Annotated in this window: 16 protein-coding genes; 1 reads left to right on the top strand and 15 read right to left on the bottom strand. The window is 39.8% G+C overall.

All coding sequences use genetic code 11. The features are described from left to right. Positions 1-490: 490 nt before the first annotated feature. Together P20652_RS02125 and P20652_RS02130 are read right to left on the bottom strand one after the other, a co-directional pair. Positions 491-2,284 (bottom strand): choice-of-anchor I family protein, encoded by a 1,794-nt coding sequence (locus tag P20652_RS02125; RefSeq protein WP_008172054.1) that lies wholly within the window; start codon positions 2,282-2,284, stop codon positions 491-493. Positions 2,285-2,367: 83 nt separating this feature from the next. Beyond that, positions 2,368-3,597 carry an acyltransferase family protein gene (locus P20652_RS02130; RefSeq protein ID WP_008172051.1) on the bottom strand — a complete coding sequence of 410 codons (1,230 nt, stop codon included), beginning with the start codon at positions 3,595-3,597 and terminating at the stop codon, positions 2,368-2,370. A gap of 144 nt (positions 3,598-3,741) precedes the next feature. Here P20652_RS02130 and P20652_RS02135 point away from each other — a divergent pair, with 144 nt between their 5' ends. Continuing rightward, on the top strand, positions 3,742-4,584 hold the full coding sequence (locus P20652_RS02135; protein ID WP_008172048.1) for a LytTR family DNA-binding domain-containing protein: 843 nt from the start codon (positions 3,742-3,744) through the stop codon (positions 4,582-4,584). A gap of 27 nt (positions 4,585-4,611) precedes the next feature. Here P20652_RS02135 and glmU read toward each other — a convergent pair whose 3' ends face one another. The 13 genes from glmU to rsmG all read right to left on the bottom strand — a co-directional run bounded on the left by glmU (position 4,612) and on the right by rsmG (position 15,714). After that, a complete protein-coding gene (gene glmU, locus P20652_RS02140) occupies positions 4,612-5,970 on the bottom strand; it encodes a bifunctional UDP-N-acetylglucosamine diphosphorylase/glucosamine-1-phosphate N-acetyltransferase GlmU (RefSeq protein WP_008172047.1) in 1,359 nt (452 codons plus the stop codon). A gap of 283 nt (positions 5,971-6,253) precedes the next feature. After that, the gene (locus P20652_RS02145) at positions 6,254-6,676 is read right to left on the bottom strand and encodes a F0F1 ATP synthase subunit epsilon (RefSeq protein ID WP_007377666.1); all 423 of its coding nucleotides are present in this window, start codon (positions 6,674-6,676) and stop codon (positions 6,254-6,256) included. 13 nt (positions 6,677-6,689) lie between these two features. Next, positions 6,690-8,075 (bottom strand): F0F1 ATP synthase subunit beta, encoded by a 1,386-nt coding sequence (gene atpD / locus P20652_RS02150; protein WP_008172043.1) that lies wholly within the window; start codon positions 8,073-8,075, stop codon positions 6,690-6,692. A gap of 33 nt (positions 8,076-8,108) precedes the next feature. Further along, complete coding sequence (gene atpG, locus P20652_RS02155) at positions 8,109-8,969, bottom strand: F0F1 ATP synthase subunit gamma (RefSeq protein ID WP_008172041.1); 861 nt, start codon at positions 8,967-8,969, stop codon at positions 8,109-8,111. 60 nt (positions 8,970-9,029) lie between these two features. Then, positions 9,030-10,571 (bottom strand): F0F1 ATP synthase subunit alpha, encoded by a 1,542-nt coding sequence (gene atpA / locus P20652_RS02160; RefSeq protein ID WP_007585976.1) that lies wholly within the window; start codon positions 10,569-10,571, stop codon positions 9,030-9,032. Between the two features lie 14 nt (positions 10,572-10,585). Further along, the gene (gene atpH / locus P20652_RS02165; protein WP_008172040.1) at positions 10,586-11,119 is read right to left on the bottom strand and encodes a F0F1 ATP synthase subunit delta; all 534 of its coding nucleotides are present in this window, start codon (positions 11,117-11,119) and stop codon (positions 10,586-10,588) included. 16 nt (positions 11,120-11,135) lie between these two features. Next, positions 11,136-11,606: a F0F1 ATP synthase subunit B gene (gene atpF / locus P20652_RS02170; RefSeq protein ID WP_004335264.1), complete on the bottom strand. Its 471-nt coding sequence runs from the start codon at positions 11,604-11,606 to the stop codon at positions 11,136-11,138. Between the two features lie 41 nt (positions 11,607-11,647). After that, positions 11,648-11,890 carry a F0F1 ATP synthase subunit C gene (atpE, locus tag P20652_RS02175; RefSeq protein WP_008112128.1) on the bottom strand — a complete coding sequence of 81 codons (243 nt, stop codon included), beginning with the start codon at positions 11,888-11,890 and terminating at the stop codon, positions 11,648-11,650. Positions 11,891-11,951: 61 nt separating this feature from the next. After that, complete coding sequence (gene atpB, locus P20652_RS02180; protein WP_008172038.1) at positions 11,952-12,809, bottom strand: F0F1 ATP synthase subunit A; 858 nt, start codon at positions 12,807-12,809, stop codon at positions 11,952-11,954. A 14-nt stretch (positions 12,810-12,823) separates the two neighbouring features. Next, on the bottom strand, positions 12,824-13,204 hold the full coding sequence (locus P20652_RS02185) for an ATP synthase subunit I (RefSeq protein WP_008172037.1): 381 nt from the start codon (positions 13,202-13,204) through the stop codon (positions 12,824-12,826). 142 nt (positions 13,205-13,346) lie between these two features. Next, a complete protein-coding gene (locus P20652_RS02190; RefSeq protein ID WP_008172034.1) occupies positions 13,347-14,273 on the bottom strand; it encodes a ParB/RepB/Spo0J family partition protein in 927 nt (308 codons plus the stop codon). 20 nt (positions 14,274-14,293) lie between these two features. After that, positions 14,294-15,079: a ParA family protein gene (locus P20652_RS02195; RefSeq protein ID WP_008172032.1), complete on the bottom strand. Its 786-nt coding sequence runs from the start codon at positions 15,077-15,079 to the stop codon at positions 14,294-14,296. Positions 15,080-15,093: 14 nt separating this feature from the next. Continuing rightward, entirely contained in the window at positions 15,094-15,714 is a 621-nt protein-coding gene (gene rsmG, locus P20652_RS02200) for a 16S rRNA (guanine(527)-N(7))-methyltransferase RsmG (RefSeq protein WP_008172030.1), read from the bottom strand. Positions 15,715-15,718 lie beyond the last annotated feature (4 nt).

Genomic DNA, 15,718 nt, shown 5'->3' with positions numbered 1-15,718 from the left:
ATTTGCCTCACTACTTGCTCAATAAAGAACAAAGTAGGTTGGCTGTTAGAACTCAATCTGTACGAGTGCCCACACAGATGATTGCTTTATATTGTTAAAGAACGTTTTGAGTCGCTTTAGCGTCTCAAGGGATGCGAATAATACACCCTTTATTTTTCGAGTCAATACTTAGTTTTAAACTTTCTTTTTGGAAGATTTAAAACTCAAGTTTTATTTAACTCTCTGAGTAGTATGTGCCTCGCTATGCGTTGGCGTTTCCCGTCTCAGTGGGGTCGCATTATAGGGAGATTCGAGCGGGGGTCAATGTTTTATTTCAGCTTTTTGACAATTAAATGAATTTAGTATGAAAGCTATACAAATAAAGGGCTGCAGGATACTTTTAGTTTAAAAAACACTCATAATTTATGTATCAATTGATGATGTATTAGTAAGGTTTAAACTAAGCTGTATGTTAAACAAACAACACACAGCTTTATTTAAAATTAAAGATTTATTTAGATGCTATTTCCCATACGGCAATAGAGCCTGATATTTCATTTCCAACGATTAAGAGTGGATTTCCTGTTGCACTTTGTTCAGCTGAAACGAATACCATTCCTTCAGGTGCTAAATCGCCTGTAATATTCGCTCCTTTGATTAAGCCTCTATTATAGAAGTAGTCTTCAAATTGCACATTGTATGGATTAGTAATGTCGTAAGCCATTATACCGCCCATACGTTCTAATCCAATAAAAGCAAAAGTACGCTCGCCAATTTTACCAATAGTCAGCGCTTCAGGCTCTGCGCCTTTATCATCTGAACGTGAGTCACCTTTGTTTTCATCTTCATTGTTGTTAAATGATTCACCATGCACAGATGCTGTTATACGTGCTATATCGTCACCTGAATCAAAAACCACCAGCCCGTTGCTATCCCAAATAGTAAAAGAACGTGCGCCATAGCCGTAAAGCGATTCGTATTGACCATCGTTATTAGTATCGCCTTTTATTGTTGTTACTTTTAAGCGACCAATATCGTTATCGTCGTTATTTAAGTAATCAAAATTAGCAGCAAGCGTTAAATCTTCAACGCGGCTTTCATCTATATAAGCTAAGCAGCCATCGTCTTTATCGTAATCAAGTCCGCCCTTTGCTATACAGTCTGCTTCATCCGTTGTATTAAAAAAGTATTCTCTTGCGTCACCTTCGTTGGCAGTAACTATAAAGTTAGCGCCTTTCCAACTAAAGCTTGAGATAGTATCGGGCTGGTACATACCATAGAGCCCTGGGTATGATTTAAAATTCACGCCGCCGTCTTTATCTGAGGCATCAAGTTGTAAGCTTGACCAATCTTTAAAGCCTAAGCCCTTTAGCTCAAGATTGTTGTCTTGTAGGTTAACTATTGCAAGTGCATTGTTTTCTTGAATAGATACATAAGCATATTTGTTATCTTTAGAAATGCTAACGTACTCGGGCTCTAAATCCATAGCTACTGTGGTATTTATTAGATTACCGTTAATAGTACGACCATTTGGGTTTGCAAAAACTACCCCTTGCGCTTCTAGTTCGGTTTGTTTGTTGTTATAGGCTTTAAAATCAATATTTATTGCTGTATCGGCTATTACATTATTTGTTATATCGATAATACTAATAGAACCTTCAGGATCTACGCTGTAGTCGCCACTTGGCTCACCTTCGTTAGCAACCACTGCCTTTGCGCCATCATGGGTGAACGTCACCATGTCTGGTAAAAATCCGACTGTAACATTTTTAATAAATACAGGTGAGTCGCCGCTTATATCGTAAAAAGCAATTTGACCTGTATCACCCGTGCTTTCAGCAGCCATTGCCACTGCAAGTAGATTGTTATTTTCATCAATAGCAATGCTGTTTGCATCGCCTTGGGTAAACTCGTTTAAAGGCAACGTAATAACGGATGTTAAATTTGTGCCGTTTATAACTCCTTCGTTATCTTTAAGGAGTGCGGCAGTATCAAAGATGTCGGCGGGTAAAATATTAACAACAGCGTCATCTCCTGAACTGTTAATAGCGTAAATCCATTTTTTAGATGCTTGATATGCAACTATTTCAGCTGCACCTTCTGGGCTTTGTGCATTTAATACACCTCTTCCCACAAGGTTAATATTTAATGCTGAATTGGCATTTATACCATTTAACCCATTAGTCCCACCTGTGCCTTGTTCTCCCTGTAATCCTTGAGAGCCGTTTTGACCATCGTCACCATCAAGTGAGCAACCAGTAAGAACAGATATAAGTGACAGCGCAATAATTGATTTTTTAAACATGTGATTTTCCTTAGTATTGTATTTGCTTAATATCAACACACAGGCATGACAAGATTATGGCAGTTTTAATACAGCCCCTTAGCCTAAGTAATTAGCTTATACGCTAGCGGAGTTATTAAAATTAAAGCGGCCGTATAACCAAGAATTTTTACAGTAGGGGAATAATCTCGTTTAATTGCCACCCCTAGCAAAGGTCTAAGTACATCAATACGTGTAATACCCCATGTAAAAACACCGCAAAAAGACCAAGTCCCTGTAATAATGATGAATGGTTCAGCAACAGGCCCTAAACTTAAAGGCTGTAGTAAAAAACACAAAATAATCAAAATGCTTTGATGCAATAAATAAAAGGGAAACACCCATACATTGAGCTGTTTTAAATAGTAAGTATTAAAATTTAAAAATCGGTGAGCGAACGCGAGTACAAAAAATACACCTATAACACGTTGAATATTGTAGCTAGCGCTTAAAATAAAATGAGGAAGAGTAAACACCTTCTGATAACTTAATATTATAAGTACAAACAAAACCGCAAAACTCAAAGCTAGTAATACCAAGTTTTTATTTAAGCAGTTCCAAAAGTAAGTGTTTTTAGCAAGTATGTATCCTGCGAGTAGCAGTATTAAGCCGTTAGTCTCTCTGATTGAATCGCCAGTTAAGTAATGGCTTGTAAATAGTGTGGCAATTGTGAGCAAGGTAATTAAAACCCCAAATGACATACCCCCCTTAACAAATGTTTTTAAAGGCGTAATAAAGGGCAAGCGTGCAAAAAGAGTTAAAACAATAATGATCAGCATAAATTGCCACAACGAGCGCAAATACCATAAGTGATTTACATCCACATTCGGCCACACTCCAGACTGATAATTAATAAAAAGCGTATTGTTCGTCTCTATAAAAGCTAAATAAAATTGCCAATAGCTAATATCAATAACACCTTGCTGTGACATTTCTGCAAACAGCTGTAAAGGCACTATTAACCATAACCCCACCAGCAAGGGTAATAGTAAAAAAATAGAGCGGTATAAGGTGAAATGTAACCAAGACTTAAAGCTGCTTACTTTATCAATCATAAAACGCAGTGCTACGCCCGATATAAACCAAATGAGCAACATGCGCCAAGGTGAAAACGCCAACATTAAATATTCAACATACTGTGATGTATAATTACTTTTAAAATGAAATCCCCAGTTTTCGCTATACAACATGCCAATGTGATAAAAAATTAGCGACGCAAATGCGATTACCCTAAGCCAATCAAGATAATATTTACGCGAATTAACTAATGAAGGTTGTTGTACTTGAGTGCTCATGCTTTTACTACTTTATGTATGTTATGCGTTATTCATACCTAAAGCTCTCGCTAAAACTATCTATAAGTGCTTATATTACAAGCAATAGTGATAAAAGGTGGTATACAGGGATAAACGTGCCACGTCAGCAATAAGCATACATTTATGAACCTACAGCACTTTCAACGTTTTCAAAGCATTTACGCATCAGTATTACTGTGTGCTTACGTATTAATTAATAATACAGTAAACGCTACAACTCAAATAATGGAAGCCCAAAGAGAAGGCGCTTTAACATTTTTAATGTGGGAGCCATTTGTTTGGGAGTATTCAAGTGCCTTGAGTACTTTGCTTATATTCCCTATTTTAATTTGGTTTTTAAAACACTTATCTTTTAATTGGCAAAATATTACGGCCTCATTAGGTATGTACTTTGGTGCCTCTATTATATTTAGCGTGTTACACGTTGGTATTATGGTAGGGGTTCGTAAATTCATATATTTGTTGAATGATGGGTCTTACAACTTTGGGCTTAGCTGGTTTGAGCTTATTTATGAATACCAGAAAGACGCTATAAGCTTTGTGTTTTTTATCGTACTTATCAAAGTATATCAATATGTGGTACAGCAGTTACTAGGTGAAGCCTCTTCAATTGAAGAAAGTGAGCAGCAAACAACATCGACCATAAATCGCTTATTGGTTAAAAAGCTCGGAAAAGAATTCATTATAAAAATAGAGGATGTTGATTGGCTTGAATCGTCGGGTAATTATGTAAACCTACATATAGGCTCACGTATATATCCGTTAAGGGCAACGCTTACAGCATTAAGTAAACAACTTGAAGTGCAGGGGTTTTGTAGAATTCACCGCAGCCATGGCGTAAAACTCGATAAAGTGGAGTCTATTACACCACTACCCAGTGGCGACAGTGAAATAAAATTAACTACAGGTAAAGTACTTAACTTGTCTAGACGCTATAAAGAGCAATTTAAACTTCAGTTAAAATAAAGAAGGCTACCTAAGTAGCCTCTATTGTTATTTTTTAACTGGGCGTTTCCAACCCGTTAAATTACGCTGTTTAGAGCGTGCTATTGCTAATTGGTCATCTTCAACGGTACTGGTGATCACAGAGCCTGCACCAATTGTTGCAGTTGCACCTATATTTACTGGGGCAACGAGTGATGAATTAGAACCAATAAAGGCATTATCGCCAATAATAGTTTTTGCTTTGTTAACACCATCGTAGTTGCAGGTAATCGTGCCAGCGCCAATATTCACTTTTTCGCCAATTTCGGCGTCACCCAAATAACTTAAGTGGTTGGCTTTAGAGCCTTTACCTAAACGAGTTTTTTTCATCTCAACAAAGTTACCAATGTGTGAGTCTTCTTCCATTACAGCGCCTGGGCGAAGGCGAGCATAAGGACCAAGCGTACACTTATCTGCAACCGTGGCATCTTCAATCAGCGTATTAGCTTTAATAATAACGTTATCGCCTATGGTACAGTTTTTAAGTACACAGTTAGGGCCAATATGTACATTGCTACCAAGCGTTACATTACCTTCAAAAATAACGTTTATATCAATAAGTACATCTTCACCGGTGGTAACTGTTCCACGCACATCAATACGCGCAGGATCAGCAAGTGTTGCACCATTTAACATTAGCTCTTCTGCTTGCCATGCTTGGTAAGCGCGTTCTAAACCTGCAAGTTGTACGCGGTTGTTTGCGCCTTCAACTTCCATTGCATGGTCTGGCTGAGCTGAAGTGATTTCTACGCCTTCACTGTGAGCCATTGCAACGATATCTGTTAAGTAGTACTCGCCTTGTGCATTATTATTAGATAAGTTACCTAACCATGTTTTTAATAGCTTACCGTTAACAGCCATAATGCCTGTATTTACTTCGTTAATAAGTAACTGCTCTGGGCTTGCATCTTTTTGCTCAACAATACCAACTAACTTACCACCGACACGAAGCATGCGACCATAGCCATTTGGGTTTACCAAATTTACCGTTAATACCGCTAAACCATTTTTAGGTGTTGCGGCTAATAAACGCTCTAGTGTTGATTGCTTTGTTAGTGGTACATCACCGTATAAAATCAATACTGTGTCTTCATCGTTAATATGAGAGTTGGCTTGCGCTACTGCGTGGCCAGTACCAAGTTGTTCTGCTTGAAGTACCCAATTTACATTGTTATCAGCAAGTTGTTGTTGTAATAGTTCGCCGCCGTGTCCGTAAACTAGGTTTGTAGTCGTTGCGCCTAATGCCATCGCATTATCAATAACGTGCTGTACCATTGGTTTACCTGCAACTTTGTGCAAAACTTTAGGCAGAGCAGAGCGCATACGAGTACCTTTACCCGCAGCAAGAATTACTGTTGTTAAAGCCATTAAAACAATTTCCTTTTTCCGTTGTTTTAGCTAAATAAGTATTATGTTTGTGCAGAAGACTACGTAAATCACTTCTTGTGCAAATACTCAGTAGGTTAGTTTATTAGTACTGAATCTTGACTGAAAAACACACTTAATTTAAAGGCATTATTGTAGCGGGGATTCCGGCAGGATATAAGTGTAAAAGTGTAGATAATAATCGGACTAAGGTATTTAGTGTAAATACAAAAGTAACAGGCACAAAAAAGCCCACATAAAGTGGGCTTTTCAAAACCGGATAGGCTTACTTGTGACGTAATTGCTGAATTACGCGTAACTGAGCAACTGCTTCTGCCAGTCGCGTAGCCGCTTGCTGATAATCAAACTCAACAGCTGACGAATTCGCCATATGTTCTTCAGCTTCACGTTTAGCTTTTTGTACAGAATCTTCATCTAAATCTTCACCACGAACCGCAGTATCTGCAAGAATCGTAATGTGATTTGGTTGAACTTCTAATGTACCGCCAGCAACATATATCACATCTTCGTGACCAAATTGCTTAACTAAACGTACCATACCAGGTTTAAGGGCAGTTAGTAGTGGAGCATGGCCTAGGTTTACACCCAACTCGCCTTCACTACCAGATACTTGAATCGATTCAACAAGACCAGAGAACAAACTCTGCTCAGCGCTTACTACGTCAAGATGTACAGTCATAGCTGTCATACTACCCTCCTAGTTACATGCCTTTGGCTTTTTCTTGAGCTTCTTCGATAGAGCCAACCATGTAGAACGCTTGCTCTGGAAGGTCATCAAACTCACCGTTTAAAATGCCTTTAAAGCCAGTAATTGTATCTTTTAGTGATACGTATTTACCAGACGCGCCTGTAAACACCTCTGCCACGAAAAATGGCTGAGATAGGAAACGTTGGATTTTACGTGCACGAGATACAAGTTGCTTATCTTCATCAGAAAGCTCGTCCATACCTAGGATTGCAATGATGTCTTTAAGTTCTTTGTAACGCTGAAGAACTGTTTGAACGCCACGTGCTGTATCGTAGTGCTCTTGACCAATTACTTGTGGGTCAAGTTGACGTGAAGATGAATCAAGTGGGTCTACCGCTGGGTAAATACCAAGTGATGCGATATCACGTGAAAGTACTACAGTTGCATCTAAGTGAGCAAAGGTCGTTGCTGGAGATGGATCTGTTAAATCATCCGCTGGTACGTATACCGCTTGGATTGATGTAATTGAACCCGTCTTAGTTGAAGCAATACGCTCTTGAAGCACACCCATTTCTTCAGCAAGCGTAGGCTGGTAACCTACCGCTGATGGCATACGACCAAGTAGTGCAGATACTTCTGTACCAGCAAGAGTGTAACGGTAGATGTTATCTACGAAGAAAAGTACATCGCGACCTTCGTCACGGAACTTTTCGGCCATAGTAAGACCTGTTAACGCTACGCGTAAACGGTTACCTGGAGGCTCGTTCATCTGGCCGTATACAAGCGATACTTTATCAAGTACGTTTGAATCGTTCATCTCATGGTAGAAATCGTTACCCTCACGTGTACGCTCACCAACACCTGCGAATACTGAGTAGCCACTGTGCTCGATTGCGATGTTACGGATAAGTTCCATCATGTTTACAGTTTTACCAACACCGGCACCACCGAATAAACCAACTTTACCACCTTTAGCAAACGGACATACAAGGTCGATAACCTTGATACCAGTTTCTAAAAGTTCAACTGAACTTGATTGCTCTTCGTATGAAGGTGCTGCACGGTGAATAGACATACGGTCTTCTTCGCCGATTGGACCCGCTTCATCGATTGGCTCACCAAGTACGTTCATGATACGACCAAGTGTTGCTTTACCAACTGGAACTTGAATCGATTCACCTGTATTCATAACTAAAGCACTACGACGTAAACCATCAGTAGTACCCATAGCGATAGTACGCACTACACCGCCACCTAGCTGTTGTTGAACTTCTAAAGTCAAACCAGCTAAATCGCCATCTGTTACTCTTAGTGCGTGGTATACCGCTGGCACGCTATCTTGTGGAAACTCAATATCCACAACGGCGCCGATAATTTGGACGACCTTACCTAAACTCATGTCTATTCCTCTCGTTAATCTTTACCCGAAGCATTAAACTGCTGCTGAGCCAGAACAAATCTCACTAATTTCTTGTGTGATTGCTGCTTGGCGAGCTTTGTTATAAACAAGCTGTAGCTCATCCATAAGGTCACCTGCGTTATCAGTTGCAGCTTTCATTGCAACCATACGAGCAGCCTGTTCAGAGGCAGCATTTTCTACCACACCTTGGTATGCTTGAGACTCAATAAAGCGTACTAACAAAGACTCTAAAATAGCCTCTGGGTTTGGCTCGTATAAGTAATCCCATGTGTGAGCAGATACTTCTTCTTCAGCTTTTGGCAAAGGGAGTAACTGATCTATAATTGGCTCTTGCTTCATGGTATTAACGAATTTGTTATATACCAAGAATAAACGGTCTATTTTGCCTTCAGAAAATGCATCAAGCATTATTTTTACAGGACCAATAACGTCTTGTACTGAAGGTTTATCTCCTAGGCCCGCTTTTTTAGCGAGTAGTTGACCACCAAAACGTTGAAAGAAGCCAGCTGCTTTACTACCTAAAGTAGCAAATTCAGCATCAACACCTTTTTCTTTCCACGCTTTAACATCAAGTGCAACTTTCTTAAACTCATTTGAGTTTAGACCGCCACACAGACCACGGTCTGTAGAGATAACAATATAACCAACTCGTTTCACTTCACGATCTTTTAAGAACGGGTGAGTAAAATCAAGATTTGCTTGAGCAACACGACCAATTACTTCACGTAATTTGTCAGCGTATGGACGGCTTGAAGCAACGCGTTCTTGCGCCCTTTTCATTTTAGACGCAGCAACCATTTCCATTGCGCTAGTGATCTTTTGAGTATTTTTAATACTCCCGATCTTGCTTTTAATCTCTTTTCCGCTGGCCATGACTCTCTCTCCGAATCAAGGTGTGCTTTAGTTTCCTAAAGCGCACCATTAATAACTAAATTACCAAGTTTGCGTAGACTTGAACTTCGTTAGAAGTTCTTTAAGTTGCGCTTCGATCTCGGCATTCAAGTTACCAGTTTCATTGATTTGAGCCACAAGCTCTGCGTATGTGCTATTTGCATAAGAAAGTAAAGCTGCTTCAAAGTCACCGATTTTCGCGATTTCGATGTCTTGAAGGAAGCCTTTTTCAGCAGCAAATAACGACAAAGACATATCAGCAACAGACATTGGCGCGTACTGTTTCTGCTTCATTAGCTCTGTTACACGCTCACCATGCTCAAGTTGAGCACGAGTTGCATCATCAAGGTCAGACGCGAACTGCGAGAACGCAGCTAATTCACGGTACTGAGCTAGGGCTAGACGAATACCGCCACCTAGTTTCTTAACGATTTTAGTTTGTGCAGCACCACCAACACGCGATACCGAAATACCAGCATTTACTGCCGGACGGATACCTGAGTTGAATAAGTCAGTTTCTAAGAAGATCTGACCATCGGTGATAGAGATAACGTTAGTCGGTACGAACGCAGAAACGTCGCCGCCTTGAGTTTCAATGATTGGCAATGCCGTCAATGAACCAGTTTTACCTTTCACTTCACCATTAGTGAACTTTTCAACGTAATCTGCGTTTACACGCGATGCACGCTCTAAAAGACGAGAGTGAAGGTAGAATACGTCACCTGGGTATGCTTCACGGCCTGGTGGACGCTTAAGTAGTAATGAAATTTGACGGTAAGCAACTGCTTGCTTAGACAAATCATCATATACGATTAATGCGTTTTCACCACGGTCACGGAAGTATTCACCCATAGTACAGCCCGCGAACGGTGCTAAGTACTGAAGTGCCGCAGATTCAGAAGCAGATGCAACAACTACGATAGTATTTGCTAGTGCACCATGCTCTTCTAATTTACGAACTACGTTTGCAATAGTAGATGCTTTTTGACCAATCGCAACGTACACACACTTAACGCCTGTGTCTTTTTGATTGATGATTGCATCGATTGCTAGTGCAGTTTTACCTGTTTGGCGGTCACCAATGATAAGTTCACGTTGACCACGACCAACTGGAATCATCGCATCAATAGATTTATAACCAGTTTGAACTGGCTCATCTACAGATTTACGCTCGATTACACCTGGTGCAATTTTTTCTACAGGTTCAAACCCGTCATTATCTAGAGCGCCTTTACCATCGATTGGAGCACCAAGTGTGTTTACAACACGACCAAGTAGACCAGGACCAACAGGAACTTCTAAAATACGACCAGTTGTATATACTTTTACGCCTTCAGTAAGGTCAGCGTACGGACCCATTACTACTGCACCAATTGAGTCACGCTCAAGGTTTAGTGCGATAGCATAACGGCTGCCTGGAAGCTCAATCATTTCACCTTGCATACAGTCAGCAAGACCGTGGATGCGGATGATACCGTCAGTAACAGATACAATAGTACCTTCGTTACGAGCTTCACTTACAACTTCGAACTTCTCAATACGTTGTTTGATCAGATCTGAAATTTCAGTGGAATTAAGTTGCATGCTCTTTTTCCCAATTACGATTGTAGTGTTGTAGCTAAGCGGTTTAATTTACCGCGAATAGTACCGTCGATTACAGTGTCACCAGACCTAATAATAAGTCCACCAACCACTGACGCGTCTTCACTACAATTCAGCTTAACTTTGCGTGCGAAACGTTTTTCAAGTGCCGCTACCAATGACTCTTGTTGCGCAGCAACAAGAGGAGTTGCAGAAATCACATCTACTTCGATTTCTTTATCGTATTGTGCTTTAAATTCAGCAAATAACTGTGCAACTTCAGGTAGAGCTGTCAAACGTCCATTTTCAGCCATCACCTTAACTAGGTTCTGACCTTGTTCGTTGAGCTGCTCAGCACAAAGTTGAATAAATAATTCAGCTTGTGCAGTAGCTGTAGGCATACTCGCTAAAACAGACGATGCTTGCTCATTGCTGGCTACATGGCCTGCAAAGAACAACATATCGTTCCAGCTTTCTAGAGTGCCTTTCTCAACGGCAAGTTCAAAAGCCGCTTTAGCGTATGGGCGAGCGATAGTAGTCAAATTAGACATGCTCATACCCTCCTAATTACAGCTCAGCGACAAGTTTTTCAACGATGTCACTATGTGCGGCTTGATTAATTTCACGCTCTAAAATACGTTCTGCGCCAATCACTGCCAGAGTTGCTACTTGCTTACGTAGTTCTTCTGTTATGCGATTACGTTCAGACTCAACTTCAGAGTGCCCTTGAGCAATGATACTTTCACGCTCTTGTTGACCACGAAGTGTTTCTTCGTCAACAATTAGCACTGCACGTTTTTTAGCTTGATCAATGATATCAGCCGCTTGAGCTTTTGCATCTTTAAGCTGTTCAGCAGCTTTCTTTTGCGCAAGTTCTAAGTCTTTTTCGGCTCTATCAGAGGCAGCTAAACCATCTTCGATTTTTTTCTGGCGAGCTTCAATTGCACCGTTTAGTGGTGGCCATACGTATTTCATACAAAATAATACGAACACCGTAAACGCAATCAATTCACCGATAAGAGTGGCGTTTAAATTCACAACCGCTCCTCCTTAAATAGTAAGCTGTTCAAAAAATAAAATTAAAGTACGAACAACAATACCATAGCGATACCAACACCAATCATTGCTACAGCATCGATTAGACCAGCAAGAATAAACATCTTAACTTGTAGCGAAGGTGCAAGCTCAGGTTGACGCGCACATGCTTCAAGGAATTTACCGCCCATGTTACCAAAGCCGATTGCTGTGCCGATTGCACCAAAACCGATTAGTAAAGCTACTGCGATGTATTTTAAGCCGTTTAAAAGTTCTAAAGCTTCCATTTATTTCTCCAAAGTTTCAATTGTAAAGTTAAAAGTAAAAGTAAAATTGTAAATCTAAAAATTAGTGATTATCTGAACTTGCCATGCTTAGGTATACAATTGTTAGCATCATAAATAAGAATGCTTGCAGTGTAATAACTAGAATATGGAATACAGCCCAAACAAAATGCAATGGTAATTGCAAAAATCCGATAGCGCCGATCAAGATGAAAATCAACTCACCAGCATATAAGTTACCAAACAAACGCAGTGCTAATGAAAACGGTTTAGAAACGAGTGCAATCAGCTCAAGTAATAAGTTAAATGGTATCAAAATAATTTGAACAAGCATGTTATTTGAGCTGAACGGATGAAGCGTTAACTCTTTAATAAACCCGACAATACCTTTTATTTTGATTGAAAAGCCAACCATTAGTATAAATACACCCAGCGCTAGCGCTGAAGTCATATTAATATCAGTCGTTGGTACAATTTTCATGTACACATCGTGTGAATCCATACCAAATGCAGTTTCACCAACGAAACCGGCAAATGCTGGTAAAAAGTCAACTGGAATTAAATCCATTAAGTTCATTAAGAACACCCAAACGAAAATCGTTAAGGCTAATGGTGCAATAAGTTTGCTTTTACCATGGAAAGTATCGCGTACGTTGTCACCAACAAATTCGACAATTATTTCAATAAAACACTGAAATTTTCCAGGTACACCTAGTGTTGATTTTTTAGCGGCACTACGAAAGATCCATAAAAATATAAGACCTAAACCGATAGACCATGCAAGGGTATCTATATGCCATGTCCAGAATCCACTGTCCGTACATGCTTTATTGAAGGCGAGACCGGTATCGGTCGAGCACATCTTAGCATTGGTCAAATGGTGCTGGATATGGCCAGATAGAGTCACTTCTTCTGCTGCCATGTTATATCCCAAAGTTAATGTTTAAAAAAAACGGGTGCGAACAATCCAGTAAAGAGCGCCAGTATGTAAGTACTAAAAAAAGGTAATAATATTACCGGAAAATGCTTTAGTACCAGCGCAAACAATACAATTGTTAGCATAAATTTTAATCCGTTGCCGCGTTTCAACGAGGCATACGCTTGCTCTGCTTTACTAGCTCCCATATATCTGAATGCATAGAGCGCAAATACAAAATGTGGAAGTACTGCTACAACACCGCCAGCAAGTGATGAAAGTGCCGCATTGACTCCCAAACTTAAAAAAATAATTACAGCAGCAATTAATGCTACAACACCCTGAAGGCAAATTAACTTTAATACGGCAAGTCTATATGGACTCGCTAACTTATTAGTCACAGTTAGTTAACCTTTATTGCATTCTAATTGTTAGGGTGTGAAAACTGGCGAAATTATACTTAATCCTGCCAGTTTTGCAACTTGAGTAGACGTTTTGTATCACTAAATAGTTACAAATGTCTCTTAATAGACATGTAGAAAACTAATGGTGGGTATTGTCTTGGTTAATGCGGTTTAAAATGCCGTCAAGTTCGTCTAAATTTGTATAAGAAATAACAAGCTTACCTTTGCCTTTTTTATTGTAGTTAATCTCTACTTTAGCACCTAGGTTTTCAGCGAGCTGTTGCTCTAACTGTTTAACATCTGGGTCTTTTTCTGTTATTTCTTTAACCGGTACGGGCTCTAAAATTGAGCGCACTAACTTCTCTGTTTCGCGAACAGTAAGTGCTTTAGCTACAGCTAAACGTGCAGCATCTGATTGTGCTTCGCCCTCAAGGGCTAATAGGCACCGCGCGTGCCCCATTTCGATGTCACCATGTTCTAACAGAATTTTTACATCGCTATTTAAGTTATTTAAGCGTAGTAAATTAGTCACAGTCGTACGTGATTTACCCACCGCATCAGCTACTTGTTGATGTGTTAACTCAAATTCTATAAGTAAACGATTAAGTGCAACGGCTTCTTCCATTGCATTTAAATCTTCACGCTGAATATTTTCAATAAGTGCAATAGCAACCGCAGCTTCATCGGGCACGTCTTTAATAATGCACGGTACAGTATCGAGTTTAGCTATTTGGGCAGCACGCCAACGACGTTCACCAGCAATAATTTCAAAACTATTGTGTGCAACAGGGCGCACAACAATAGGTTGAATAATACCTTGTGAGCGAATAGAACTAGCAAGCTCTTCTAGCGCCTCTTCAGACATGTCTTTACGAGGTTGGTATTTACCAGAGTGTAAAAACTCTATTGGAAGTTTTTGTAATTCACTGTCATTTGGCCCAGCTGCATTTTTTACAGCTCCAGTCACGTTTGATGTGTCTTGTTCCTTGCTTGCGCTCGGTGCAGGCTTTGACGAACTTAAAAGTGCATCGAGTCCTCGGCCTAAACCTCGTTTTTTAGCAGACATGTTATTTTTTTACCTCAAAGTTAGGCGACAACGGACGCTGTTTTTTCTTTTCTGCGTAACATTTCACCAGCGAGTGCTAAATACGCTTTAGCGCCACTTGATGCCCGGTCATAGTACATAGCAGGAGTACCAAAACTAGGTGCTTCAGCTAAACGAACATTACGCGGGATCACCGTACGGTATACTTTATCGCCAAAATGTTGTTTTAATTGTTCTGATACATCATTTGCCAAACGGTTACGCGGGTCGTACATAGTACGAAGTATGCCTTCAATTTTTAAATTAGGATTAACTAATCTAGCAAGTTGCGTAATCGTATCCATTAATGCTGTTAACCCTTCAAGTGCATAATACTCACATTGCATTGGCACTAAAATAGAATCAGCTGCAGCCATTGCATTGACGGTTAACATATTTAGAGACGGTGGACAGTCGATAAAAATAAATTCGTACTGATCCTGAATTTTTTCAAGTGCATTGCGAAGACGAACTTCACGAGCAAATAATTCCATTAATTTAACTTCAGCTGCCGTAACGTCGCCGTTCGCAGCTATCATATGGTATTCACCCGATGTTTCTTTGATGATAACGTCTTCTATAGGTTTATCTTCAATAAGTAAGTCATAAATAGTTGGCACATCACCATACTTATCTATGCCACTACCCATAGTTGCATTACCTTGCGGATCAAGATCAATTAACAGCACTTTACGTTTCGTTGCAGCCATAGACGCAGCGAGGTTAACAGCGGTTGTAGTTTTACCCACTCCACCTTTTTGATTTGCTAATGCGATGACTTTTGCCACAGTGTCTCTGATCCCTAGTCTTTAGAAAGAATAATTAAATGTCGTTGTGCATCTAACTTAGGTACTTCTAATGCAATTTTTTTCTCAAACTTAATACCTTCAGGCAATGACTCCAGCTCTTCGCTAGGAAATACACCTTTAAGGGCTATAAATTTACCTGAATCATCAATTAAATGTGAACACCATTTTACCATGTCTTGTAAAGAGGCAAATGCACGACTTAGTACGCCATCTAATTTAACACTTGGTTGATATTCTTCAACTCTTGACTGTACAGGGGTAACATTATCAAGACCAAGCTCATGTTTAACATGCATTAAAAATCGTACACGCTTACCTAAGCTATCTAATAACACAAATTGTGTGTTAGGTAATGCAATTGCTAATACGATACCCGGTAAGCCTGGACCCGTTCCAACATCAATATAATGATGACCGGGTAAGTGGGGCGCAACAACTAAGCTATCCATAATATGCTTAATCATCATTTCTTCAGGTAAGCGTACTGAGGTTAAGTTATAAGCTTTATTCCACTTATTCAATAACTCGACGTAACGAACTAGCTGTTGCTGTTGTTTTTCTGTTAGCGCAATATCAGTTTGCGCTAACAATGTAGTTAATTGTTGCTGTAACACTATG

It is taken from the genome of Pseudoalteromonas sp. BSi20652 (genome assembly GCF_000239855.1).
In the GTDB taxonomy this organism is placed as follows: Bacteria; Pseudomonadota; Gammaproteobacteria; order Enterobacterales; family Alteromonadaceae; genus Pseudoalteromonas.
The sequence above is the reverse complement of the archived record's forward strand: the minus strand, read 5'-3'. Positions and strand labels throughout refer to the sequence as shown.

Excerpts from the sequence above, each read along its gene's own strand:
- glmU (WP_008172047.1), bottom strand. The coding sequence starts at position 5,970 with ATGGCTTTAACAACAGTAATTCTTGCTGCGGGTAAAGGTACTCGTATG.
- P20652_RS02125 (WP_008172054.1), bottom strand. The coding sequence starts at position 2,284 with ATGTTTAAAAAATCAATTATTGCGCTGTCACTTATATCTGTTCTTACT.
- atpB (WP_008172038.1), bottom strand. The coding sequence starts at position 12,809 with ATGGCAGCAGAAGAAGTGACTCTATCTGGCCATATCCAGCACCATTTG.
- atpD (WP_008172043.1), bottom strand. The coding sequence starts at position 8,075 with ATGAGTTTAGGTAAGGTCGTCCAAATTATCGGCGCCGTTGTGGATATT.
- P20652_RS02145 (WP_007377666.1), bottom strand. The coding sequence starts at position 6,676 with ATGACAGCTATGACTGTACATCTTGACGTAGTAAGCGCTGAGCAGAGT.
- P20652_RS02190 (WP_008172034.1), bottom strand. The coding sequence starts at position 14,273 with ATGTCTGCTAAAAAACGAGGTTTAGGCCGAGGACTCGATGCACTTTTA.
- P20652_RS02135 (WP_008172048.1), top strand. The coding sequence starts at position 3,742 with ATGAACCTACAGCACTTTCAACGTTTTCAAAGCATTTACGCATCAGTA.
- atpA (WP_007585976.1), bottom strand. The coding sequence starts at position 10,571 with ATGCAACTTAATTCCACTGAAATTTCAGATCTGATCAAACAACGTATT.
- atpE (WP_008112128.1), bottom strand. The coding sequence starts at position 11,890 with ATGGAAGCTTTAGAACTTTTAAACGGCTTAAAATACATCGCAGTAGCT.
- atpH (WP_008172040.1), bottom strand. The coding sequence starts at position 11,119 with ATGTCTAATTTGACTACTATCGCTCGCCCATACGCTAAAGCGGCTTTT.
- P20652_RS02130 (WP_008172051.1), bottom strand. The coding sequence starts at position 3,597 with ATGAGCACTCAAGTACAACAACCTTCATTAGTTAATTCGCGTAAATAT.
- atpG (WP_008172041.1), bottom strand. The coding sequence starts at position 8,969 with ATGGCCAGCGGAAAAGAGATTAAAAGCAAGATCGGGAGTATTAAAAAT.